General features: G+C 56.5%; 22 protein-coding genes. 12 read left to right on the top strand and 10 right to left on the bottom strand.

All coding sequences use genetic code 11. The features are described from left to right. Positions 1-28: 28 nt before the first annotated feature. Positions 29-931, bottom strand: coding sequence for a LysR family transcriptional regulator (locus tag A1830_RS11450; RefSeq protein ID WP_067705912.1), 903 nt, complete (start codon positions 929-931; stop codon positions 29-31). 150 nt (positions 932-1081) lie between these two features. On the opposite strand from A1830_RS11450, the gene A1830_RS11445 reads away from it, so the two are divergent. Together A1830_RS11445 and A1830_RS11440 are read left to right on the top strand one after the other, a co-directional pair. Then, a complete protein-coding gene (locus tag A1830_RS11445; protein WP_067705849.1) occupies positions 1082-2002 on the top strand; it encodes an aliphatic sulfonate ABC transporter substrate-binding protein in 921 nt (306 codons plus the stop codon). 1 nt (position 2003) lies between these two features. Then, positions 2004-3311 carry an NtaA/DmoA family FMN-dependent monooxygenase gene (locus A1830_RS11440; protein ID WP_067705848.1) on the top strand — a complete coding sequence of 436 codons (1308 nt, stop codon included), beginning with the start codon at positions 2004-2006 and terminating at the stop codon, positions 3309-3311. A gap of 52 nt (positions 3312-3363) precedes the next feature. On the opposite strand, the gene A1830_RS11435 is transcribed toward A1830_RS11440, so the two are convergent. Both A1830_RS11435 and A1830_RS11430 read right to left on the bottom strand, forming a co-directional pair. Then, positions 3364-4551 carry a NupC/NupG family nucleoside CNT transporter gene (locus A1830_RS11435; protein WP_067705846.1) on the bottom strand — a complete coding sequence of 396 codons (1188 nt, stop codon included), beginning with the start codon at positions 4549-4551 and terminating at the stop codon, positions 3364-3366. Positions 4552-4872: 321 nt separating this feature from the next. Further along, entirely contained in the window at positions 4873-5811 is a 939-nt protein-coding gene (locus tag A1830_RS11430; protein ID WP_067705845.1) for an Rpn family recombination-promoting nuclease/putative transposase, read from the bottom strand. A gap of 441 nt (positions 5812-6252) precedes the next feature. Between A1830_RS11430 and A1830_RS11425 the strand changes: the two genes are divergently transcribed. Then, positions 6253-7491, top strand: a complete 1239-nt coding sequence (locus A1830_RS11425) for an Nramp family divalent metal transporter (RefSeq protein ID WP_067705843.1) — start codon at positions 6253-6255, stop codon at positions 7489-7491. A gap of 56 nt (positions 7492-7547) precedes the next feature. Here A1830_RS11425 and mgrA read toward each other — a convergent pair whose 3' ends face one another. Beyond that, positions 7548-8537 (bottom strand): L-glyceraldehyde 3-phosphate reductase, encoded by a 990-nt coding sequence (gene mgrA / locus A1830_RS11420; protein ID WP_067705841.1) that lies wholly within the window; start codon positions 8535-8537, stop codon positions 7548-7550. Positions 8538-8745: 208 nt separating this feature from the next. On the opposite strand from mgrA, the gene A1830_RS11415 reads away from it, so the two are divergent. Together A1830_RS11415 and glk are read left to right on the top strand one after the other, a co-directional pair. Further along, on the top strand, positions 8746-10398 hold the full coding sequence (locus tag A1830_RS11415) for an alpha-keto acid decarboxylase family protein (RefSeq protein ID WP_067705839.1): 1653 nt from the start codon (positions 8746-8748) through the stop codon (positions 10396-10398). Positions 10399-10557: 159 nt separating this feature from the next. Next, positions 10558-11523, top strand: a complete 966-nt coding sequence (glk, locus tag A1830_RS11410; protein WP_067705838.1) for a glucokinase — start codon at positions 10558-10560, stop codon at positions 11521-11523. Between the two features lie 157 nt (positions 11524-11680). Here glk and A1830_RS11405 read toward each other — a convergent pair whose 3' ends face one another. Both A1830_RS11405 and A1830_RS11400 read right to left on the bottom strand, forming a co-directional pair. Continuing rightward, a complete protein-coding gene (locus A1830_RS11405; RefSeq protein ID WP_067705837.1) occupies positions 11681-12412 on the bottom strand; it encodes a LytR/AlgR family response regulator transcription factor in 732 nt (243 codons plus the stop codon). Between the two features lie 25 nt (positions 12413-12437). Further along, positions 12438-14123 (bottom strand): sensor histidine kinase, encoded by a 1686-nt coding sequence (locus A1830_RS11400; protein ID WP_067705909.1) that lies wholly within the window; start codon positions 14121-14123, stop codon positions 12438-12440. A gap of 154 nt (positions 14124-14277) precedes the next feature. Between A1830_RS11400 and A1830_RS11395 the strand changes: the two genes are divergently transcribed. Continuing rightward, complete coding sequence (locus tag A1830_RS11395) at positions 14278-14805, top strand: GNAT family N-acetyltransferase (RefSeq protein ID WP_067705836.1); 528 nt, start codon at positions 14278-14280, stop codon at positions 14803-14805. Between the two features lie 118 nt (positions 14806-14923). Further along, entirely contained in the window at positions 14924-16159 is a 1236-nt protein-coding gene (alaC, locus tag A1830_RS11390; RefSeq protein WP_067705834.1) for an alanine transaminase, read from the top strand. A 41-nt stretch (positions 16160-16200) separates the two neighbouring features. On the opposite strand, the gene ypdK is transcribed toward alaC, so the two are convergent. The 3 genes from ypdK to A1830_RS11380 all read right to left on the bottom strand — a co-directional run bounded on the left by ypdK (position 16201) and on the right by A1830_RS11380 (position 18998). Further along, the gene (gene ypdK / locus A1830_RS22640) at positions 16201-16272 is read right to left on the bottom strand and encodes a membrane protein YpdK (RefSeq protein WP_156484989.1); all 72 of its coding nucleotides are present in this window, start codon (positions 16270-16272) and stop codon (positions 16201-16203) included. A 96-nt stretch (positions 16273-16368) separates the two neighbouring features. Next, a complete protein-coding gene (locus A1830_RS11385) occupies positions 16369-17397 on the bottom strand; it encodes an HlyD family secretion protein (RefSeq protein ID WP_067705831.1) in 1029 nt (342 codons plus the stop codon). Next, on the bottom strand, positions 17394-18998 hold the full coding sequence (locus tag A1830_RS11380; RefSeq protein WP_067705830.1) for an MFS transporter: 1605 nt from the start codon (positions 18996-18998) through the stop codon (positions 17394-17396). Before A1830_RS11380 ends, A1830_RS11385 begins: the two co-directional genes overlap by 4 nt. Positions 18999-19162: 164 nt before the next feature. On the opposite strand from A1830_RS11380, the gene A1830_RS11375 reads away from it, so the two are divergent. The 5 genes from A1830_RS11375 to A1830_RS11355 all read left to right on the top strand — a co-directional run bounded on the left by A1830_RS11375 (position 19163) and on the right by A1830_RS11355 (position 23213). Next, entirely contained in the window at positions 19163-19945 is a 783-nt protein-coding gene (locus A1830_RS11375) for an IclR family transcriptional regulator (RefSeq protein WP_067705829.1), read from the top strand. Positions 19946-19957: 12 nt separating this feature from the next. Next, positions 19958-20410: a universal stress protein gene (locus tag A1830_RS11370; protein WP_067705826.1), complete on the top strand. Its 453-nt coding sequence runs from the start codon at positions 19958-19960 to the stop codon at positions 20408-20410. A gap of 52 nt (positions 20411-20462) precedes the next feature. Continuing rightward, positions 20463-21272, top strand: coding sequence for a hypothetical protein (locus A1830_RS11365; RefSeq protein ID WP_231877616.1), 810 nt, complete (start codon positions 20463-20465; stop codon positions 21270-21272). 251 nt (positions 21273-21523) lie between these two features. Further along, the gene (locus A1830_RS11360) at positions 21524-21811 is read left to right on the top strand and encodes a hypothetical protein (protein WP_067705825.1); all 288 of its coding nucleotides are present in this window, start codon (positions 21524-21526) and stop codon (positions 21809-21811) included. Positions 21812-22331: 520 nt separating this feature from the next. Next, positions 22332-23213, top strand: coding sequence for an SMP-30/gluconolactonase/LRE family protein (locus A1830_RS11355; protein ID WP_067705824.1), 882 nt, complete (start codon positions 22332-22334; stop codon positions 23211-23213). Positions 23214-23950: 737 nt separating this feature from the next. Here A1830_RS11355 and A1830_RS23345 read toward each other — a convergent pair. After that, positions 23951-24175: hypothetical protein (locus tag A1830_RS23345; RefSeq protein ID WP_231877615.1), on the bottom strand; the 225-nt coding region annotated here is incomplete at its 5' end.

The following is a 24175-nucleotide window of genomic DNA, read 5'->3' as shown; positions in this document are numbered from 1 at the left end:
AATTGTACGTAGCTAATATAAAAACTAACTAATGTCGGTCCCCGCCCGGGTGATACCCCTTCGCCAGTTCAGTAGCAAATACCGCCACCGCCGCCTGTTGATTTGCGGGAAGGGAAGGGTGCACGAGCCAGAGTTGGCTAATGGGAGCAAAGTCAGCCAGCGGTACGCTGCGCACCCGATGCTGAGGGGAACCGTGCTTCACCAGTATCTCCGGCATAATACCCAGCCCGCGTCCTGCGGCAATCAGCGCCAGCTGCATCGCCACGCCCTGAACTTCGACATTCAGCGTCAGGGGAAGCCCGCGATCGGCCAGCGCTCGCGCAAGAGTTGCGCGAAAGCCGCAGCCGTCAGGGTTGAGGATCCACCCCGTCTTATAGCAGGCCGCCAGCGTGGCAGGCAGTGGCTCGCCGTCGTCAGCGGTGACGATTGCCAGCGGCACGGTTCCCAGCGCCGTCGCGTTGAGGGCGTCATTGAAAATTTTATCGGCGGGGGCCAGCAGCAGCGCCGCATCCAGCGCGGCCTGATCGAGGGAGCCCAGCAGCCGATCGCCCCAGCCGCTGTTTAGCCGCAGCTGGAGGTGGGGATAGCGAGACTGCATCAGTGCCAGCGCGGGCAGCAGCGTGGTATCGGAAAGCGTGTGAGGCAGGCCGAAGCGCAGCACGCCGCTGGGTGGCGCGTCTGTCGCCACCAGCTGATTGAGTTCATTCACCTGCCCGGCAATACGCTGACACTGCTGATAAACCTGCCAGCCCAGCGACGTGGGTTTCAGGGGCTTGGTCTGTCTGTCGAGCAGTTGAACGCCAAGCGACTCTTCAAAATTTTGCACGCGGCGGGTCACCGCGGGCTGCGTCAGACCCAGTTTTTCAGCCGTCTGCTGGGTCGACTGTAGCTGAACAAGGGTGACAAAGGCTTGCAGATCGTCGAGTTTCATTTTCCATTTTCCACCGGCAAAGAGGCTCAGCATAAGCAGCGCGCCCGCAAACAGATATGTCAATTTTGCATATTGAATGCGCGTAAAATGCATTTAGAGAATAAAAAAGCCGGTGGTAGTCTCAGTTTTTTACTCATATTGAGACACCAGATGAAAGCATTCACCCTGAGTACCCTCGGCCTGATCGCGGCGTTACTGTCAACGCCAACGCTGGCGGCCAATACGCTGGCCGTCGGCGATCAGCGCGGCAACGCCCGCGCCATCCTCGAGGCCGCCGGAGAGCTAAAAAATACCCCCTATACGCTGGAATGGCATGAATTTGCTAATGCGGCACCGCTGCTGGAGGCGATGCGTGCCGGCTCTATTGATGCGGGTTCGGTCGGCGATGCGCCGCTAACCTTTGCCGTGGCCGCTGGACTGGATGCAAAGGGGATCCTGGCCACGCGCTATGCCGGTAATGCGCTGATTGTCAAAAAGGGCAGTGCGATCCATCGGGTGGAGGATCTGCGCGGAAAGCGCATTGCGACGGTGAAAGGGTCATCCGGCCATAACCTGGCTCTACAGGCACTGAAGCGCGCGGGTGTCGATCCGGCCAGCGTCTCATTTGTCTTTACCACGCCAGCCGAAGCGACGCTGGTGCTGGATCAGGGTGGAGTGGATGCGGTGTCGACCTGGGAACCCTACGTCTCTTTCGCCACGTCCCAGTCCGGCGCGCAGATTATTGCCGACGGCTGTGACTACCCGGCGATCAACTACCTGATAGCCAGCAACAGCGCCATCGCCAGCAAACGGGCCGAGCTGGTTGATTTCAGCCAGCGCCTGACGCGCGCCCGCGCGTGGGGTGAGCAGCATCCTGAGGCGTATGCGGCGTCAATCAGTAAGCTGCTGCGTATTCCGCAGGCGGTGGCGCTGCTCAAGGTGAAGCGGGAGGTGAATAGCATTGATGACAACAGTCAGGAGGTGCTTAAAGTGCAGCAGAATACCGCTGACCTGTACGTGAAAAATGGCCTGATCCCCAAACCGCTCAGCGCCGCAGCCTTCATCGATCTCAGCCTGTCGCAGAGGAAGTAATATGCATCTTGCACTCTATCTTAGCGATACCGGGCTGCATGCAGGCGGCTGGCGCCATCCCGAGGCGCAAAACCCGGATCCGATGCAGCTCAGCACCTGGCTGACGCTGGTTAAAAAAGCTGAGGAGGCGAAGTTTGATTTCGCTTTCGTGGCCGATAAGCTGTCAATCGATGATATCTACGGCGGCGATATCGCCACCACCGTGCAGTATCGTCCCGGCTATGCCCGCCCGGAACCGATGGCGCTGCTTACCGCGCTTGGCCTGTTTACCGATCGCATCGGGCTGGGCGGCACGCTCTCCACCACCTACGGCGAACCCTTTCACGCCGCCCGCACGCTGGCGACCCTCGATCACTTTAGCGCCGGGCGCATGGCGTGGAATGCCGTTACCTCCACTAACGACGGTGAAGCGCGTAACTTCAGCCGCTCGCAGCATATGGGGCACAACGCGCGCTATCAGCGTGCCGGGGAGTTTATTGATGCAGTACACCGGCTGCTGGCGAGCTGGCAGCCCGATGCGCGCGTGGCTGATAAAGCCTCAGGGGTCTGGGTCGATCCGCAAAAGGTCAGCTACACCCATTTCCACGGCGAGCATTTCCAGATCCAGGGGCCGCTGACGGTGGCAGCCTCTCCCCAGGGAAGGCCGGTGCAGATTCTGGCCGGGGTCTCACAGGATTTCCGCGATGTGGCCACCCGCGTGGGCGAAGTTATTTTTACCGTGCAGCCGGAGCGGGCGCGGGCGCAGCAGTTTTACCAGCAGTTTAAAGCAGAGATGCTCGCGCAGGGCCGCCAGCCGGAAGCCTGTAAAATCCTGCCCGGCATGATGCCGATAGTGGGCGCAACGCGCCGGGAGGCAGAGGAAAAGCGGCGGCTGCTGGACGAGCTGGTCAACCCGCTGGCCGGGCTAAGCTTTATGTCCGCCAGCATGAATTACGATTTGTCACAGCACGATCCTGATGCGCTTTTCCCGGATATTTTCCCGCATATCAGCGGCAGTAAAGGGCGCTTTGAGTATGTTATCGCTCAGGCGCGCAGGGAGGGAAAAACCCTGGCGCAGGTCGCCAAAACTTACGCGGCGAGCGCGTCGTTCCCGGTGATGGTCGGCACCGCGGCAGAGATAGCCAATGAAATGACGCTCTGGGTGGACAGCGGAGCCTGCGACGGTTTTGTATTGATGCCCGCCGATATGCCCGCATCGCTCAATGATTTTGCGGACTACGTTGTGCCGGAGCTGCAACAGCGGGAGGCTTTTCGTCAGGATTACGCGGGGAAGACGCTGCGCGACCATCTCAACCTGCCGCTGCAATAAAAAAGGCGACCCGACAGGGGTCGCCTTGATAACCGACTGGGCAGGGGACAATTTAGCCCAGCACCAGCCCGGCAATAGAGGCGGACAGTATGCTCACCAGCGTTGAGCCGTACAGCAGCTTCAGACCAAAGCGGGAAACCACATTACCCTGCTGCTCGTTCAGGCCCTTAATCGCACCGGCCACGATGCCGATAGACGAGAAGTTGGCGAACGACACAAGGAACACGGAAAGGATGCCCACGCCGCGCGGCGACAGGGTACCGGCCACTTTTTGCAGGTCCATCATGGCCACAAATTCGTTTGAAACCAGCTTGGTGGCCATAATGCTGCCAACCTGCAGGGCTTCTCCCGCAGGCACGCCCATCACCCAGGCAAACGGATAGAACACATAGCCCAGCACGCCCTGGAAGCTGATGCCAAAAATGGTGTCAAACAGTGCGTTAATGGCGGAGATCAGCGCAATAAAGCCAATCAGCATCGCCGCCACTATCACGGCCACCTTGAAACCGGCCAGGATGTATTCGCCCAGCATTTCAAAGAAGCTTTGCCCTTTATGCAGATCGTTCAGCTTAAGGTCTTCTTCACTCTCGACGCGATAGGGATTAATCAGCGAGAGTACGATAAAGGTGCTGAACATATTCAGGATCAGCGCCGCCACCACGTACTTCGGCTGGAGCATCGTCATATAGGCACCGACGATAGACATTGATACGGTCGACATCGCGGTAGCCGCCATGGTGTACATGCGGCGCTGCGACATTTTTCCAAGGATATCTTTGTAGGCGATAAAGTTTTCTGACTGTCCCAAAATCAGCGAGCTTACCGCGTTGAAAGACTCCAGCTTACCCATGCCGTTTACTTTCGACAGTACGGTGCCAATCGCGCGGATGACAACCGGTAGAATGCGGAAATGCTGCAAAATGCCGATCAGCGCGGAGATAAAGACGATCGGGCAGAGCACGTTCAGCCAGAAGAAGGCCAGCCCTTTATCGCTCATGTTGCCAAAGACAAAACCGGTTCCCTGTGCAGCATAGGAGAGCAGCTTGTCGAAAAACCCGGCAAAGCCCTGCACGAACCCGAGGCCGACTTCTGAGTTGAGAAAGAACCACGCCAGCAGCACCTCAATAACCAGAAGCTGGATAACAAAACGTATACGAATGTTCTTGCGATCGCTACTCACCAGCAGGGCCAGCAGCGTGACGACACCCAGTGCTAAAGCAAAATGCAGAATGCGGGACATGTATGCTCCAAATTTGAAGGCTGTTATATTTCGCTGCACATTCTATGTAACGGGACATGGAAAAACGAGAGCTAATCCACAATATAACAATTACCTATCGCCTCTCTGTTGAGAACTCTCTTCGCGATCACATCCTGACGCTGTTGAGGGTCTGAAGCATAACTGCAGGGAAAGGTAGGTGAAGGGTTTTTCGGGCAGGGTTGGTGGGTTAGGAGAACGCGGGGCTGATTTGCTCTTTCCGTACATCCCTCAGGGTTAGGGGGCAGGCTGAACGTAATGTCCCTGTCCTGTCAGTGTACGCTGATGGGACAGGGACAACGATCAGTGGCGGATCTGCGCCAGATCGTCTGCGGTCAGACCCGTCATTTTCATAACGGTGTCGCGGTCAAGGCCGTTCTGCAGCATGGTACGGGCAACTTCGAGTTTGGCTTCATTGCGACCTACCTGTCTGCCCAGCTGGATACCTTTCTCGATACCCTTCTGTTCAAGCTGTTGCGCGATGGTCATCAGTTCGTCCTCATGTTGCGGCACCCGCTGTGCCAGTTCACGTACAAAGGCCTCTGCGTCTGAAGTTTCGCCTGCCTGTACGAGATAGTTTATCAGTGAAATCAGCTGCTGTCCTGTCATGTGTTCTGCCAGCAGCAGGCTGACCAGATTGTCCAGCAGGTCAGCCAGATCGCGCCGGTGAATATGTTTCTGCAGCAGCGTCAACGCGGCCATACTGCGGTGGCCCATAATCTCTTCATCAGGTATGACTGTCACATCGACCACTGGAAAGTCAGCGCTATAGAGCTTTTCGGCCAGCTCAGGATCGTTAAATTCGTCCAGCCAGCGGGTAGAATAAGGGTAGGGGCTGCGCCTGCCCGTGTAGAACAGCACCGGGATCACCAGCGGCAGCTTTTTATGCCCGGCGTCCAGATGGCGTTGCATAGCCGCAATTGAGTAACGAAGAAGCCGGAACGCCATATGTCTGTCAGGTGTGGACTGGTGCTCGATGAGTACGTGGATATAACTCTCATCACCGGCTGTGGTTCTCAGGCTGTAGAGTACGTCGCTAAAGTAAGGGCGTAAGCTTTCCTCCACAAAGCTGCCTGACTCCAGCTTGAGGGTACTGAAGTCACAGACAGCCTGCAGTTCTGTGGGCAGATGCAGCTGCATGAAATCCCGTGCGGTATCGGAATGCGTAAGAAACTGTTTAAACACCAGGTCATGTGGGGTCGGGGTACCCTTTGCACTACTTTTAGCTTTCCTGTTAGCCATGCGCTTCTCCATTGCTTCTTTTGTAGCCATGATTACACGGGAACACTGGCCTGACATACTGCAATTTATGGAATACGACAGAATAGCGGTTAATCCATGGCGGTTTAGGACAAATGTGTCTCCATACTGTCTCCTGTGCCAGGCATTAGTGCATCCATAAACCGGTGCGTTGGTGACAGAGGGAAGGCGAGTCACTGCTCTGTCGAAGGCTACCCTTAATTAAAAGACACCCGACGGCTTGTGAGGTCTTACTCTCTCACCTAGAGTTAAAAGAGTTGCTCATTTGTTAGCAGTAACGTAATTTGCCCTGAGGTATAGCCTTTGCTATGTTTCTTACCGTTGGCTATCACAGCGATAACAACAACCCATCTACGTGCACTTGATAATCATTATCATCTAAAAGACAATGCGATTCTAAGGTGATTAGCAGGGGAAATAACTATGTTGGAAGGCCGCACCGTGGAGCAAATTGCCCGTGGTTCCCGTAAAATTAAGTTCGCGCTCATGGGGCCGGCCTTTATTGCTGCTATCGGCTATATCGATCCCGGCAACTTCGCCACCAATATCCAGGCGGGTGCCTCCTATGGTTATAAACTACTGTGGGTGGTGGTGTGGGCGAATATTATGGCGATGGTTATCCAGCTGATGTCAGCCAAGCTGGGGATCGCCACCGGTAAGAATCTGGCCGAACACATCCGTGACCGTTTTCCCCGTCCTGCCGTCTGGTTTTACTGGGTGCAGGCTGAAATCATTGCGATGGCGACCGACCTGGCAGAATTTATCGGGGCGGCGATCGGCTTCAAGCTGATATTTGGCGTCAGTCTGTTACAGGGCGCCGTCCTGACCGGGGTGGTGACCTTTCTGATCCTGATGCTGCAACGGCGTGGGCAAAAGCCCCTTGAGCTGGTGATTGGCGGCCTGCTGCTGTTTGTGGCGGCAGCCTATGTCATAGAGCTGTTTTTTTCCCAGCCTGACATTGCCGCTCTGGTGCGCGGGATGGCCGTTCCTGCTTTGCCTGGCGCGGATGCGGTGCTGCTGGCAGCGGGCGTGCTGGGTGCCACCATTATGCCGCACGTCATCTACCTGCACTCCTCGCTGACTCAAAGTCCGGATGGCGGCACGCGGGCGGAGCGTTATCGCTCGACCAAGCTGGATGTGGCTATCGCCATGACCATTGCTGGATTTGTGAATCTGGCGATGATGGCAACGGCGGCGGCGGCCTTTCATTTCAGCGGTCATACCGGGATTGCGGACCTTGAGCAGGCCTGGCTTACGCTCGATCCGCTGCTGGGACGCGCAGCTGCGCTGGTCTTTGGCCTGAGCCTGCTGGCAGCTGGCCTCTCATCGACCGTGGTGGGCACCCTGGCCGGGCAGGTGGTGATGCAGGGGTTTACCCATATTCATATTCCGCTGCTGGTACGCCGGGTCATTACTATGCTGCCCTCTTTCATTGTGATTTTGGCCGGGTGGGAGCCTACCCGGATCCTGGTGATGAGTCAGGTTCTGCTGAGTTTTGGTATTGCCCTGGCGCTGGTGCCGCTGCTGGCTTTCACCGGCAATCGCGAACTGATGGGGGATATGGTGAACTCCCGCCTGATGCAGACGGTGGGTAAGGTGATCGTAGCCATAGTGGTCGCGCTGAATCTCTACCTGCTGGTCGCGATGGCGCTTAATCTTTAACGATAAAGCCGGCGTGTTGATAGTGGGGCTGACGCGGTGTCCAGCCCCTCATGCTTTTAGCCGAGTATGGCGTCGATGCGCGCCAGCTCCTGCTCAGTGAAATCAGGATTCGCGAGCATGCCAACGGCATCGTCGATCTGGCTGGTTTTGCTGGCCCCAATCAGTACAGAGGTGACGCGGTTGCCGCGCAGCACCCATGCCAGCGCCATTTGCGACAGTTTCTGACCGCGCTGCGCCGCCAGCTCATTAAGCTCACGCACTCGGATCATATTTTCCGGCGTCAGCCGATCGGCGCTGAGGAACTGGCTCCCGCTGGCGATTCGCGAGTCATCCGGAATGCCGTTCAGGTAGCGATCGGTAAGTATGCCTCCCGCCAGCGGAGAGAAGCCAATGCAGCCGACCCCCTCTTGTTGTAGCACATCCAGCAGACCCTGCTCTGGCGCGCGCTCGAGCATGGAGTATTTCGGCTGGTGGATAAGGCAGGGCGTTCCCAGCTGCTTCAGCAGGCCGATGGCTTCTGCTGCGCGGTCGGCCGGATAATTAGAGAGCGCGATATACAGGGCTTTGCCCTGGCGCACGATGTGGTCCAGCGCCATCATCGTCTCTTCCAGCGGGGTTTCCGGGTCAGGCCGGTGATGATAAAAAATATCGACGTAATCAATGCCCATGCGCTTAAGGCTCTGGTTAAGGCTGGCGACCAGATATTTCCGCGATCCCCAGTCGCCATAGGGGCCATCCCACATGGTATAGCCCGCCTTGGAGGAGATAATCAGCTCGTCCCGATAGGGGGCAAAATCTTCCCGCAGCAGGCGGCCAAAATTCTCCTCAGCCGAGCCGGGAGGGGGGCCGTAATTATTGGCCAGGTCAAAATGGGTGATACCGTTATCAAAGGCATGTCGTAACAGTTGACGACTGTTGTCCAGCCGGGTGGCATCGCCAAAATTGTGCCACAGCCCCAGTGAGATGGCCGGGAGCTTAAGTCCGCTTCGTCCGCAGCGGTGATAGACCATTCCGCCGTAACGCTGTGCATCTGCCTGATAAACCATTGAAATTTCCTGTAAGTGTCGGGCCGATTTTACCTAAAGCATAGCAGTGTATACGGTTACACTAAATGGAATAGCGGGGCCGATCGCAACTTGAGGAAAATTCCGAGGCGTAACGCTTTGTTGCCGTTTAGCGCTGGCGTGCATCTTTAACGCAGTGAAAATTATCGGTAATACTCTCTACTACGTTTGCTGTTTACCGGGGAAAACCATGAAAAGCTGCACCGTTGGGGAGTATCTGCTTTCTCGCTTACACCAGTCAGGGATCGATCATCTTTTCGGCGTGCCGGGGGATTACAATCTTCGCTTTCTTGACCAGGTTATCAACAGCCCGGATATCGCATGGGTAGGCTGCGCCAATGAGTTGAATGCGGCCTACGCGGCGGATGGCTATGCACGCTGCCGGGGGGCAGGTGCCTTGTTGACCACCTTTGGCGTCGGCGAACTTAGCGCCCTCAACGGGGTAGCGGGTAGCTATGCTGAATATCTGCCGGTGGTGCATATCGTCGGCGCCCCCGCCCGGGAGAACAGCCGCAGCAGGCTGCTGCTGCACCATACGCTGGGAGACGGCGACTACGATCACTTTCTGCGTATCTCTCAGGAGGTGACGGCCGCGCAGGCGGTGCTAACGCCAGAAAATGCCGCAGCGGAGATCGATCGCCTGTTGCAGATTGCCCTGCACGCGCGTCGACCGGTTTACATTTATCTTGCCACCGACGTGGCGGAGGCCAGCATCGCTGCGCCTGCCGCAGCGCTTTCCACGCCGCAGCTGGCTGCCCCGCAGGTAGCAGAAGCGTTTTCCCGCGCCGTTGAGCAGCGGTTCGCTGCGGCAAAGAGCGTCGCGCTGCTGGCTGATTTTCTCGCCGACCGGGCAGGGCTGAGGCCCGCGCTACACCAGTTTCTGACCGAAATACCGATGCCCTTTGCCACCCTGCTGATGGGTAAGAGCGTACTGCCGGAGTCTCTGAATGGCTTTGCCGGAACCTACGCCGGGGCAGCGAGTGCGGGCAAGACGCAGTCGATTATCGAACGGGCTGAAGTGATTATTACCCTGGGCGTGCGCTACACTGACTCCATTACCGCCGGGTTTACCCAGCAAATCGACAGTGCCAAAACCATTGCGATAGACCTTCACGAAAGTCAGATAGGTGAGGAGGCGTTCTCGCCCTTACCCATGGCGCAGGCGCTGGAGATCGTCCATCAGCTCGCGCGGCGTTATACCAGCGGCTGGAATCTGACGCTGCCCACGCCGCCCGCCTCAAGCAACGCGCCCTCCGACAGGCTGACCCAGAGTACGCTCTGGCAGGCCATGCAGGATTTTCTCCGGCCCGGTGATATCGTGCTGGCCGATCAGGGGACCGCCGCCTTTGGTGCAGCGGTGCTGCGGCTCCCTGAGGAGGTGACCTTTATCTGCCAGCCGCTGTGGGGATCGATTGGTTACACGCTTCCCGCTGCCTATGGTGCGCAGATTGCCGCCCCTGAACGCAGGGTAGTGCTGCTTATCGGTGACGGTGCTGCACAGTTAACGATACAGGAGCTGGGCTCAATGCTGCGTGATGGGCTGAAACCGGTGATCTTTGTGCTGAATAACAGCGGATATACCGTGGAGCGGGCTATCCATGGCGAGCATCAGCGCTACAATGATATTGCTGAGTGGAACTGGACCCAGCTTCCCGGCGGTCTTAGCGTGCGCAACGAAGCCCAGAGCTGGCGGATAACGGAAACGGCGCAGCTGGTTGAGGTTATGCAGGTTATCGCGCAAACTTCCCGATTGTCGCTGGTTGAAGTGGTACTGCCGCAGATGGATATCCCCCCTTTGTTACAGTCGGTCAGCGCATCCATGAGCCAGCGTAACGGTGGTTAAAGACGTAATTAGGATTGATGCCCGTGGGCAAGTGGCGCGCAGGCAGGTAAGGTAGGCGGCGGCAGCGCTTTTTACGCTCTCCATTGTGTGGAGGACGTTGTTGTTTCAGCGGGGGAAATTTATAGTGTGTTTAAATGACGTAAGCGGAGCAAAACAATAATGACTAAGTATGCTTTGGTAGGTGATGTCGGCGGCACTAACGCCCGCCTGGCACTGTGTGAAGTTGAGAACGGTGCCCTGTCACAAGCCAAAACGTTCTCCACAGCAGATTTTGCAAGCCTGGAAGCGGTGATCCGCGCTTATCTTGACGAGCAGCAGCAGGACATAACCGATGGCTGTATCGCTATCGCCTGCCCGATCACGGAAGACTGGGTTGAGATGACCAACCACGACTGGGCATTTTCCAGCAGCAAAATGAAGGCTAATCTTGGCTTTGAGCATCTGGAAATTATCAATGACTTCACCGCCGTGTCGATGGCCATTCCGATGCTCTCGGAAGAGGACGTTATGCAGTTCGGCGGGACCGAACCGGTGAAGGACAAGCCGATTGCCGTCTACGGTGCGGGAACCGGGTTGGGTGTGGCGCATCTGGTGCACGTTGACCAGCGCTGGGTCAGCCTGCCGGGCGAGGGCGGCCACGTCGATTTCGCTGCCAATAGCGAAGAGGAAGACCTGATCCTTGAAGTGCTGCGCGCCGAGCTGGGCCACGTCTCTGCCGAGCGCGTGCTGTCGGGCGCGGGCCTGGTTAACCTCTATCGGGCGATTGTCAAATCCGACGGGCGGGAGCCGGATAACCTGAAGCCGAAGGACGTTTCATCCCGTGCGCTGGACGATAGCTGCACCGACTGCCGTCGCGCGCTGGCGATGTTCTGTGTGATCATGGGCCGCTTTGGCGGTAACCTGGCGCTAAATCTGGGTACCTTTGGCGGCGTCTATATTGCCGGTGGCATTGTGCCGCGCTTCCTCTCCTTCTTCAAAGCGTCCGGCTTCCGCGCGGCGTTTGAGGATAAAGGGCGCTTCAAGGATTACGTGCAGAATATCCCCGTTTACCTTATCACCCACGACCAGCCGGGCCTGCTGGGTGCCGGGGCTCACCTGCGCCAGGTGTTGGGCAGCATTCTGTAAATGCGCCACCCTCAGGGGCCACAGCGGCCCTGGGGGCATCACCCCCTGACAGGCGACAGCGGCATGGGCCGCTGGAGCTGTCACTTACCCTAAACTGCGGTCTCAGACATCCACGAATATCTTTAACCACTGCCCGGCTGGCATCCACGCTTCCCGTTTACAGCCCCATTAACTGGCGGAACGCTTTCACCTTGCTGCGGCTGACCGGCACCTGGAAGTCCCGATCGCGCAGTTTGAGCATATAGGTGTTATTAAACCAGGGTTCGATTTCGCGAATTTTGCTCAGGTTGATGCACCAGGAGCGATGGCAGCGAAAGAAGGCATCCTCGGGCAGGCGGTTGCAAAACTCTGAGATATTCATCGACATCACATACTCTTCACGCCGGGTATAAACAAACGTTAACTTCTCGTGCGCTTCGACATAGTAGATATCGTTAATATCGGTCACGATAATGCGCTCATCCTTCACCAGATTTACCGTGCGGGGCTGGGGGCGTATGGCCCCGGGCGCGGTGTGCAGTTTTGCCTGCTGCAGCGTGTTCTCCACCTTATGCAGCATAGTGACAATACGCATCTCATGGTAGGGCTTAAGGATGTAGTCAAATGCCTCCAGCTCAAAGGCTTCCACCGCATGCTCTTTACAGGCGGTGATAAAGACAATGAGCGGCCTGACGGCGAATTTACTGATATTCTGTGCCAGCAGTACGCCGTCCAGCGAGGGGATATTAATATCCAGAAAAATGACATCCGTCTGGTGCGTTTGCAGATACTTCAGGACATCCAGTCCGTCATCGAAGGTTGCCTCGATGGTCAGCTGGCTATGCTGCTCAATCATCCAGCTCAGCTCCTGCTGCGCCAGAAATTCATCTTCGACTATAATCGCTTTCACAGGCTTATTTCCGCTTAATACGACCTCAGGCCGTCAGTGACATACGCTGTTTTTCCGGCAGGATCGCCCCGTTTTTACTGATGTAAAAGGCAATTTCCGTGCCCGGCATCAGCCGGTGTATATGCAGCCCTTCACCGTACAGCAGTTTGACCCGGTGATGGACGTTAAGCAGACCAATCTTGTTGCCGGGCATTTCGTTTTTTTCGACTCTGGCGACCACCTCCTCGCTGATGCCATGACCGGTATCGCGCACCGAAATACGCAGCCGGTCGCCCTGGTCCCTCACGCTGAGCGTGACCACCCCTTTACCCCGACAGGGGTGGATGCCGTGTACGATGGCGTTTTCCACCAGCGGCTGGATCAGCAGGCTGGGCAGCACGCCGTTAACCTCTTCATCAATATCGTAAATCACGGTGAGCTTGTCGCCAAAGCGCGCCTGTTCAATGGCGATATAATCTTTTATCTGATACAGCTCTTTCCTGATATCAATCATCTCATCATCGTTCAGCTCAAGGTTATAGCGTAGATAACGGGCGAGATTACTGATCAGCTGGCGGGCAGTATCGGGATTGATGCGAATGGAGGAGGAGATGGCGTTAAGGGCGTTGAAGAGAAAGTGGGGATTTATCTTGCTCTGGAGCGCCCGCAGCTCCGCCTTGTTAGCCATCTCCCGCAGCTGCTCGGCGCGGGAGACTTCCAGCTGCGTAGAGATAATTTGCGACAGGCCAATCGCCATCGCCCGTAGCGACCAGGTAATGCGGTGGGCATGGCGATAATAGATTTTCAGCGTGCCGGTGACCTCGCCTTTTTCCCACAGGGGAATGACGATCATCGAATGAATTTCCGGCGTTCGGTGCGCCTCATCGTTATTTTTGATAATGATTTGACCGTAGGCGATGGCTTTGGCCGTAGTCGGGCTGATGTCATCATCACCGTTTTCGTAGTTCTCTTCCCCCACGCCGACATAGGCGAGGATCTGGTTCTTATTGGTGATGGCTACCGCATCCGCTTTGATATCGCTGCGGATAATATCGCATACGCTGCGCATCGACTGGCTGTTCACCTGGCGAAACAGCGGCAGCGTTTTATTGGCGATATCCAGAGCCAGCTTGGCCTGTTGGGCAGCAATGGCCTCTTTTTCCCCCTCAACGCTCTGAATAAGCAGCACAATCAGGCCAATACTGGCGGCACCGAGGATCATCGGCAGGGCAATTTCGCTAATAATCTCCAGGCCAAGAGAAAACGGCCTCGCCCAGAGCACGATCAGCAGCATGGTCAGTGATTCACACAGCATGCCGCCAAGAATACCTACGCTCCAGCGCTTTTCCTTGATAACCTTAAGGTTAATCGCACCGGAAACAAATCCGGCGATGATGCTGGTGATCAGACAGGGAACCGCGCTGACGCCGTGAACGTCCGTCAGAAAACGGTGCAGACCGGCAATCACCCCGGTAATGATGCCGACCCAGGGCCCAAATAAAATGCCGCCGGACATAATCGCGATGGTGCGCACGTTGACCAGCGAGCCCTCAACGTTGATGCCGCTCCAGGTACCAAACAGGGCAAACAGGCTGAAAATCGCCGTGACCGCAACCAGCTCCTGCCATGAGTGCTCATCTTTTTGCAGCAGCTGACGAAATTGATGAATGCGGGTCATAAAAAACAGGCAAATCAGCATCAGGGCAGCGCGTTCTAATACGGCAAGCAGCATATCAAAGGTAGTGTGCACGGGCGCCTCGGCAGACGTGAAAAAGTCATCGCCTATAATATGTAAAGTGGGGAGGTTGTGCCAGGCATGAGGTCGTGGATTACCCCGAACAGGTATCTTGATCAATTTTCACCTTGCAGACCGCCAGAGGATATTTATGCAACTGACCACTGACAGGCTTCGACTGACCCGGCTGGTGCCAGACGACTGGCAGCTGTTTCAACAGGTACACCGGGATAAAACTAGCATGGCATTTATCAGCGAGATCCCGCAGGAGGCCGATATTCGCCAACGCTTTACCCTGCGCCTCGCGCCCTGGCAGGTGACCAGCTACCATATGCTATGCCTGACGATCCGCCTGGCGGAAACGGGTGAAGCCATTGGCCTGATTGGCGCGAATGCCGAATGGATCCCCTGGCGTCAGGCTGAAGTGGGCTACTCGCTGCTCAGCGGGCATTTTAACCAGGGCTATGGCACCGAAGCGCTGTCGGCGATGGTGGACTACCTGTTTGAGACCTGTGAGTTCCATAAGCTCAGGGCGCAGGTGGTGGAGGGGAACTGGCCTTCGCGCCGGGTGCTGGAGAAAAACGGCTTCCAGCTTGAGGGCACGCTGCGCGAGAATTACCTGCTGCGCGGTCAGTGGGTAAATGACTGGACCTTTGGTTGCCTGGCGCGCGATCGTTAAAAAAATGTTACGCCTCATCTCGACAGACCCGGGCTGCCTGCGATATGTTCACTGACAGACCAGTTTCTGGTCGGCGTCGCTCGGACGGTCCGGGCGCTAACGTAAATCAGAGGTTTCAATGGCTGACATCAGCTCTGCACGTCGTTTTTCCCGTATCGAACGTCTACCGCCCTATGTTTTCAATATTACCGCCGAACTGAAGATGGCTGCGCGCCGTCGCGGTGAAGATATTATTGATTTCAGCATGGGGAATCCCGATGGCCCCACGCCGCCGCATATCGTAGAAAAACTGTGCACCGTCGCCCAGCGCGATGATACGCACGGCTACTCCACCTCGCGCGGTATTCCCCGCCTGCGCCGCGCCATTTCTCGCTGGTATGCCGACCGCTATCAGGTTGATATCGATCCTGAAACAGAGGCGATTGTCACCATTGGCTCGAAAGAGGGGCTGGCCCATTTGATGCTGGCGACGCTGGATCACGGTGATACGGTGCTGGTGCCAAATCCCAGCTATCCGATTCATATCTATGGCGCCGTGATTGCCGGTGCTCAGGTCCGTTCGGTACCGCTGGTTGAGGGCGTAGATTTTTTTAACGAGCTGGAGCGGGCGATCCGGGAAAGCTATCCGAAGCCGAAAATGATGATCCTCGGCTTCCCGTCAAATCCCACCGCCCAGTGCGTGGAGCTGGATTTTTTTGAACGGGTTATCGCGCTGGCGAAGCAGTACAACGTGCTGGTGATCCACGACCTCGCTTATGCGGATATCGTTTATGACGGCTGGAAAGCGCCCTCTATTATGGAAGTGCCCGGTGCGCGCGAGGTGGCGGTAGAGTTCTTTACCCTGTCGAAAAGTTACAATATGGCCGGCTGGCGTATTGGCTTTATGGTGGGGAATAAGGAGCTGGTTGCTGCGCTGGCGCGCATCAAAAGCTATCACGACTACGGCACCTTTACGCCGCTACAGGTGGCGGCCATCGCCGCGCTGGAGGGCGATCAGCAGTGCGTGCGCGATATTGCTGAGCAGTATAAACGCCGCCGTGACGTGCTGGTTAAAGGTCTGCATGAGGCGGGGTGGATGGTTGAAATCCCTAAAGCCTCCATGTACGTCTGGGCGAAGATCCCCGACCACTACCGCGCAATGGGATCGCTGGACTTCGCCAAACATATGCTACAGGAAGCGAAAGTGTGCGTTTCCCCAGGCATCGGATTTGGTGATTACGGTGACACCCACGTGCGCTTTGCGCTGATTGAAAATAGCGATCGCATTCGTCAGGCGGTAAGAGGGATCAAGGCGATGTTTCGTGCGGACGGCCTTCTTCCTGTGACCACTAAAGTCAGCGAAGAGGACGTTTAACGACGAGGGCCGGGCCGTCAGGCCTGGCCCCTGTCCAGGGGTTACAGCATCAGTAAAAAAGTGCCAACCCAAATCAGCAGAATGAACGAAATTCCCATCAGTGCATATTTCACAAACGCGTCCTCTGAGCGGTGATGGCAGAACAGCGGGTCAATTTACCCGTTATTCTCGCCTGAATAAAGTCGGATACGCTGAGAATACCCCCACCGTTAACGCGGTTCAATTTCCGCAATGACTGACATTCCCACTCGCAGACGCGTCCGGTCAACCTGACCCGGTTCCAGCACAATTTTTACCGGCAGGCGCTGGGTGACTTTAGTGTAATTACCGGTGGCGTTATCAGCGGTAATCGCCGCAAAGGTTGAGCCGGTAGCCGGTGCAATACTGTCAACGCGCCCATGCAGGGTGACGCCGGGCAGGGCATCGACGCTGAGGGTCACGGGCTGACCGGATCTGACGTCGCCCAGCTGCGTTTCCAGGAAGTTAGCCAGCACGTAAGACTGGCTGAGGGGCACGACCGCCAGCAGGCGCGTGCCTGCCGTCACCCACGCGCCCTGCCGCACCGTACGCTGGCCGACGGTGCCATCAACCGGTGAACGAATAATAGTGTAAGAAAGGTTGAGGCGGGCCTGATCTACTGCCGCCGTCGAAGCCGCGATATCGGCATTCGCCTGGCGGAGGCTGGCGCGCAGGACACCGGTCTGTTTACGAGCCGAAAGCGCGGCTGCCTGGCTCTGACGCAGCTGGGAGGCGGCTTCCTGCATGGCCGCCTGGGTTTTTTGCTGCTCATCCGCAGTGCCGGTGCCGGTGTTCAGAAGGCGACGGTAGCGCCCGGCATTCTGCTGCGCATAGTTAAGGGTGGCTTCGCTGGCGCTGACTGCCGCATCGCTTTGCGCGATCGCCGCCTGCTGCTGTTCCAGCTGAGCCTGTACGCTGCTTAACTTTGCCTGACTGATTTCCAGGTTTGCCAGTGCCGTTTCCAGCGCCACGCGGTAATCGCTGTCGTCAATCGTGGCCAGCGTGTCGCCCGCCTTCACCTGCTGATTATCGCTGACGTTCACCCTACGGATATAGCCCGACACTTTGGGTGCGACCAGCGTGTAATCGGCCACCACCGTCGCATCATCGGTCCGGGCATGATGGTGGCGCATTGCTGACCAGATCACAAAGGCGCAGGCCAGCAGCAGGATCAGCAGCAGCGCTAAAAGCAGAGGGCGTTTTGCAGTGACTAAACTCATGATAATTTTCCTGGCACCTGGATAGGATGTTGAAGAAGCGTTTGTGGCGGATACACGCGTTTTGGGAGCCACGCCGTCAGCAGGACCAACAGCAGGGCGGCACCGATAATCAGCAGGTAGCCATCGCTGATGCTGAGGATCACCGCCTGATGTTTAACCAGCGTGGCAAAGTGGCCTACATTTTCCACCGAGCTGACTGATCCGTCCGGCAGGAGTGGCGAGAGCGGGCCCGCACTGGCAGCATTATCCGCCGTAATCAGCCAGGGCCGATTCCCCAGCTGATCGACCAGGATATGAGAATGAAACTTCTCGCGGTGGGTAAGGAAGTTTTCGACCAGGCTACCGGCCGCCACGCTGGAGAACCCCCGCACGGTATTGAACATCGCCGAGGCGTAAGGCCCTTCCGGCGGCTGAACGACGCTGGTGGCGCTCATCAGCACTGGCAAAATAAGCATTGGTTGCCCAAAAGCCTGAAGCGTCTGGATCAGCCAGAAGTTCTGTCTGCTCCACTCATCCGTCAGCTGCATACCCATCAGGCAGGAGAGACTGAGCAGGATCGCGCCAAGGGTCAGCATCCAGCGGCAGTCAATCCAGCGCAGATTAAGCAGGGCGGCGAGCAGTGGTGCGATTAGCAGCTGAGGCAGACCGATAGTCAGCGCCAGCGGAGCAAACTGTGCGGGGCGGAACCCTCCTACCTGAGCAAACCAGGCCGATGGCAGGGCGGACCCGGAAAGCGCGACCAGCAGTACGCCCGCCAGCACCAGCAGCCCGTGGCTCAGGTTTCTGCGCGCCAGCATCTGCAATTTGAACAGCGGCACGGGGTGAAACCACTCATTGATAAAGAACACCACCAGCAGGGCGGCCGCAGCCAGCAGCATGGCGGCGATTAGCGGTGAGTTCAGCCAGTCCAGTCGTTCACCCTGGCCGAGTGCCAGGATCAACAGCGCCATTCCGCTACAGCCGGTCAGCATGCCGAACAGATCGATCTGCTGAAAACGGGCCAGTCGCAGCGGATCCTGAGGGATCCCCCAGCCAATCAGCAGGCCAGCCACCAGGCTGGGCGGTATTACCTGCCAGAAAACAAACTGCCAGCCGACAGAGTCGGTCCAGAAAGCGGCCAGCGAGGCAGCGATATTGGGACCGAAGGTCGCAGTCAGCGCATAGGCGGCAAGGCCATAGAGTTTGAACGGCGGCGGTAAAAAACGCAGCGCCACGGTCATCAGCAGCGGCGGCAGCGCGCCGCCGAACAGGCCCTGAACGACCCGCAGGGCGACAAACAGGCCGGGCGTGGGCGCAAAGGGTTGCAGCAGGCCGGTGGCGGCGAAGCCAAAGGTCATCACCAGCGCAAACCGGCGCAGTGAGAAAGTGACGGCAAACCAGGGTGCAACCATCATCGCTGAGACTTCCGCTGCCTGCCATGCTGAAGTTACCCAGGTTGCACTGTCGTAGCTAAAGCCAATCGCCGCACGCACGTCGGCCAGTGCCAGGTCGGTGACGCGGTCATTAAGCCCCGAGGTCATCGCCGCTATCAGCACGCCCACCATTCCCAGCGCCAGACGCAGGGTAAAAGGATGAGGGGCCGGGGCCGGTACAGCATTCATAACAGGGTTCCGCAGGAAAAATAGGGTTATTGGTGCACTGTATTGCATAGCGATACAGTGGCTGACGATATTACTCTGCGATAACCTGTATTGCAATGCGGTACAGCGTGCCGGTGAGGATAAATTAGTGCTAAAGTATCGCCATCCAAAAAGAAGGAACGCTTATGTCTGAACTTTCAATCCCGCGGGATGAAGATCGAGCGGGTGGGATTCAGGTCATCGCACGGGCGGCTAAAATATTGAATGCCCTGGGTGACTGTCCGAACGGCATGAGCCTGGGTGAAATCGCTCAGGCGGTTTCCCTGCCGCGCTCGACGGTACAGCGGATCGTGAGTGCGCTGGACTCGGTACAGCTGGTGCGCAGCCACGGCGTTGGCGGAGTGCGACTGGGCCCGGCGCTGCTGCGACTCATTGCTACGCTGCATACTGACGTGGTGGCCATTGCTCAGCCGTGGCTACAGGCGCTGAGTGATGCTACTGGCGAAACCGTGTCGCTGGCGCGGGCAAGTGGCGTTCAGCTGGCGATTGTTCACTGCGTGGTGGCCGACCGCGAGCTGCGGGTGGTACCGCGCATCGGTCTTAACCTGCCGTTGTACAGCACTTCAGGCGGCAAAGCGCTGCTGGCGCTGGACAGCGATGAGCAGGCCCGGGCGCTGGTGGGCGATGCCTATAAGGCGATGACAGACCTTACCGTAAAGGCATTTCCAGAGCTGCTTGCGCGGCTGCATGAGATCCGCCGTACCGGATTATCCTATGACCGCGGTGAGACGCTGGAAGGGATTTCTACTATGGCGGTAGCGATCGATACTATTTTGGGGCGCTTTTCCATTAGCTTACTGGTTCCATCCACCCGTTTTCAAAAGCATGAGGCGCTCTATCGTACCGAGATCCTTAAATGCAAAGAGGCGCTGGTGGATGAGATAGGCAAGGTGACCCTTCGTAACTGACAGGAGAGGGATATGAAAACGCTTTTAGTGGCCGTTGATAACTCGGCTATTGCCCGTAAGGTCGTACAGCTGGCCAGTGAGCAGGCCTGCGCACTTCAGGCACAGGTGGTGGTGTTATGCTGCGTTGATGCCAGCTACGCCAGCACGACTGGCGCCTGGATTATTGAGGCCGGGGAAGACCCGGGTGACTTTGGCGCGGCCCTGGACGAGCAGAACACCGCCGAGGCCGCCGTGCGTCAGGCGCTGGCGGGCTTACAGGCCGCTGGCGTTACGGCAACCGGACGCGTGGTAGCCGGTGAATCGGCGGAAACGATTGTAGCGGTGGCGAACGAGCTGCACGCGGCGATGATTATTATGGGGCGCCGCCATCTCTCCTCATTTAACCGGCTGCTTAAAGGGTCGGTGAGTGCGGCCGTGATCGAACATGCCAGCTGTCCGGTGCTGGTGGACGTACGCGCCGACTAGCGCTTTATTATCAGGGCTGGCGCAAGCTGGCCCTGCATAACAGGATGCCATTTTGATTTCACAGCCTACCCTTATTTCCTTTATCTTCGGCCTTGCCGTTATTCTCGTGCTCTCCCTGCTGCAAAAACGCGGCGCCTTCAGTAAGACAACCGCCGCCATACTGGCATTTGCCCTGCTCTTTGTCGGAAATTTCTATTATTTCGGCTGGCGGCTGCCGCAGGAGCAGCATGCAGAGAAAATTGCTGAGGCAGTCAGGCATCTGGCCCTGCAGCCGGTCTGGCGCACGGTAAAAGCCCAGCAGCCTGACCTCTATAAAAAAATAGAGCAGGAATATCTGACGGCGCTGAAAGAGGGGGCCAATGAAGCGGAAGCCCAGCAGCGGCTGCGCCCGGATCTTGCTGACCTGCTTAATCAGCGACTCGCTTATGCCAGCGACAGCGATGTGGTTGCCTATATGCGTATTTCAGTCGAAGAGATGATGGTACTGCGGCAGAAAGATCCCAATCTGTGTTTCAAATTCCTTTTTCCTCAGGTCAGCGGCGGGATCAATACCGATGAACTGTTGCCGGAATCGCTGTTAAGTCGTGAGAAAGATGCAATGGACAGCTTTCTGCAACACGCCAGCGAAACGGTAACGCAGCAGGATGTGTCGGGTGCAAATCGGGATTTACACACGACTGTCCGAACGCTCTATCGGAAATGGGGCAGCGACCTGCAAACGCTCAATACACCCGCCGAGCCAGACATTAACCGGACTAAACTCTGTGATATGACCCTCGATCTGTATCAATCCGTGCTGGCACTTCCGGTTAAGCGTTCTGCGGCCGTTTTGCGTATCATACTCAGCGGAAATGCAAATTAAGCAAAAAAAAAGCCCGCTCGCCGCGGGCATAAATCATTGTAATTTTATAGTAAATCCTGGTGTGGTGCAGACTCGTTACTGTGTCTGACTGCATAATCGCATTCCCTCGCCAATGACGCCAGATGGTTCGCTGAATCGAATCAATAGGTAAGTTAATGCAAATGTCGGCTAAAGAAAGCGCAAATATAGCTTTTTCCGATAGCGAGGAGAGCCGGGGCTGATATCATGCCGCACCAGAGGAGAGTAATGAGATGAAAAAGAGTATTCCCTGCCTTGTTGCCCTGGCTGCACTGCTATTAGCAGGCTGTACGTCAGGTAAACCTGGGGCGTTTGAAAGAGTGGATGAAGACCCGGCTGTAAATACCGTTCAGTATCGTTTTAATCCGACAACGGTAAATAAAACGGCGATGCGAGAAGATGTGCAACGCTATTGTGCCGATCGGGGTTTTGACACCGTCGAACCGATTAAACCTCAGGCGAGCCGTCTTCCGGGATTAATGAAAGCATGGTATCAGTGTAATTACAGTATTAAGGGATAAAATATAAAAAAGGGCGGGGAAATCCCCCGCCCTGAATAGCGTTATTTCTTTATTGTTATATTGCTGTGCGCAGGCTTTGCCCGCCAGGGAAGTGAGCTTTTTCCCGTAATTAGCGATATCAAATCTGTACGAACCCCATGCCGGGCAAGGTGTTTTCACCCATGCCCTGATACTTATTGTAGACCGCATCTACTGCCCTGCATGGTACATCCTTCCGTTCAGGCATCTTTATCTGAATGTTAGAACTTCATTTATCTTACGCCAACAAGGTTAGCGACAAATAGTGGAGAAATAATGCCGCATTTGTCGTTTTTTTTATAAAGATATGTCCAGGTAATTCAGTTTATTTTGCATGGCTGTACAATTAATGGACATCAGACAATGATGAAAAAAACCATTGACGGCAGAATTATCCTAAATGAAACCCTTTTTATTCTGTGTTATTTACCTACTGCCCTTTTGAACCAGGCAAACTGGCGGTGATGACCTAAACTATTCGCATTCATTTAAAGGAGACGTTATGCGTTATCAGGTAGAAAATGTACTTGCAGTGCAGGCTGAACTGGGGGAATGCCCGGTCTGGTCGGTCAGTGAGCAGGCGCTTTATTTTGTCGATATTTTGGCCCCCGCGCTGCATCGCTTCGATCCGCAGAGTGGCGCTCATCAGGTTATGCCGGTAGCGGAGCATATCGGCTGTTTCGGGCTGCATCACCAGGGGGGCTTTATCGCCGCGATGCGCAGCGGCGTTTTTCAGCTGGATAAGCAGGGGCAGGTTGTTAGTCGTATTGCGCCTAATCCCGGTGATGCTGAGCGCAGTCGGTTCAATGACGGAGGCGTAGATCGCCTTGGTCGTTTCTGGTGCGGCAGCCTGTGGGAGCCGCAGGATCGTAACGGCGCGAAGCTGTGTCGGGTGGACGAGGCTCTTCAACTGACCGTTCAGGCTGAAGATATCATGATTTCTAACGGCGTTGCATTTTCGCCGGACGGGCGCTGGATGTACCAGACTGATACGCCACACGGGCTGCTTTATCGCTACCCAATGGACGAGCAGGGCGAGATTGGTCCGCGTGAGGTGGTCCGTCAATTTGCGCAGGGTGAGGGCGGTCAGCCCGACGGTGCAGCGGTAGATAGCGAAGGTTTTTACTGGGCGGCAATGTTCGATGGGTCGCGGGTTGTCCGCCTCGATCCGGCGGATGGCCGAATTGTTGATGAGATCCCATTGCCGGTTCGTTGGCCGACGATGGTCGCATTTGGCGGAGCGGATCTTAAGACGCTGTATATCACCAGCTCCCGTGAGGATCGTAGCGCCGAGGAGCTGGAGACATACCCACAGTCTGGCGATCTTTTTGCGGTCAGGGTAGAGGTGGCAGGCCTGCCGGAGCCGATCTTTGGTATGAAGTAGGGGGCTGCCCGCCGCTCCCTGAGAGCAGCATCCCTGCTGCCCTCGCCTGGCCTTCCGTCTGCGCCGCAGCGCTGCGGATTGCCCGTCAATCGCAGGGATTGCCCGTCAATCGCAGGGATTGCCCGTCAATCGCAGGGATTGTCCACCTCTCGGGCTTCTGAATTGCTTTCAGTTACACCACTTTTTCTATGAAGAAAATGAGCCTTTTCACACCCTGATGTTTATAAAAGAACAGGTGGGGGGAAGATATCTCATATTCCTATACTCCACTGGTTAGCTGGTTAGCTGGTTAGCTGGTTAGCTGGTTAGCTGGTTAGCTGGTTAGCTGGTTAGCTGTAATACCTGCGATCCCGGTGGACAATCCCAGCGTTTGCCGGGCGTCCTCACGCCAGGCTTTGCCTGGTGCCTTTGGCTCCGACTCCGGGCCGGACGGCCTGGTCGCGAGCGGGCATCCCTGCCCGCCGCTCCCTGAGTGCAGCATCCCTGCTGCCCTCGCCTGGCCCTCCGTCCTCGCCGCAGCGCTGCGGGATGCCCGTCAACCGCTGGGATTATCCACCTCTCACGCTGCTGAGCTGCTTTAAGTAAAACCGTTTATCTATCCGCAGTTATCATCAGCACGACGTCCAGTTAAGCCCTAATAACATTCAGGCTTTTGAGCTGTAGCAATGCTCATCCATTTTCTTATTTGCAGANCGCAGTTATCATCAGCACGACGTCCAGTTAAGCCCTAATAACATTCAGGCTTTTGAGCTGTAGCAATGCTCATCCATTTTCTTATTTGCAGAGTTCTTCCTTTTAAAACTTGCCGAAAGATCTTGTGTAACCCCCGAAACCGCCGTTACCCGCAGCCAGCACAAAGCAAAAAGAGCAGGCGGGTGGGGCCCGGTGACAGGCAATCCGCAGCGCTGAGCGCAGAGAGGAAGACCCGGATGGGCCAGCAGGGATGCTGGCACAAGGGCATG

This window comes from Erwinia sp. ErVv1 (assembly GCF_900068895.1).
Lineage (GTDB): Bacteria > Pseudomonadota > Gammaproteobacteria > Enterobacterales > Enterobacteriaceae > Erwinia.
Note: the sequence above shows the minus strand (reverse complement) of the source record. Positions and strands in the feature narration are given on the sequence as shown.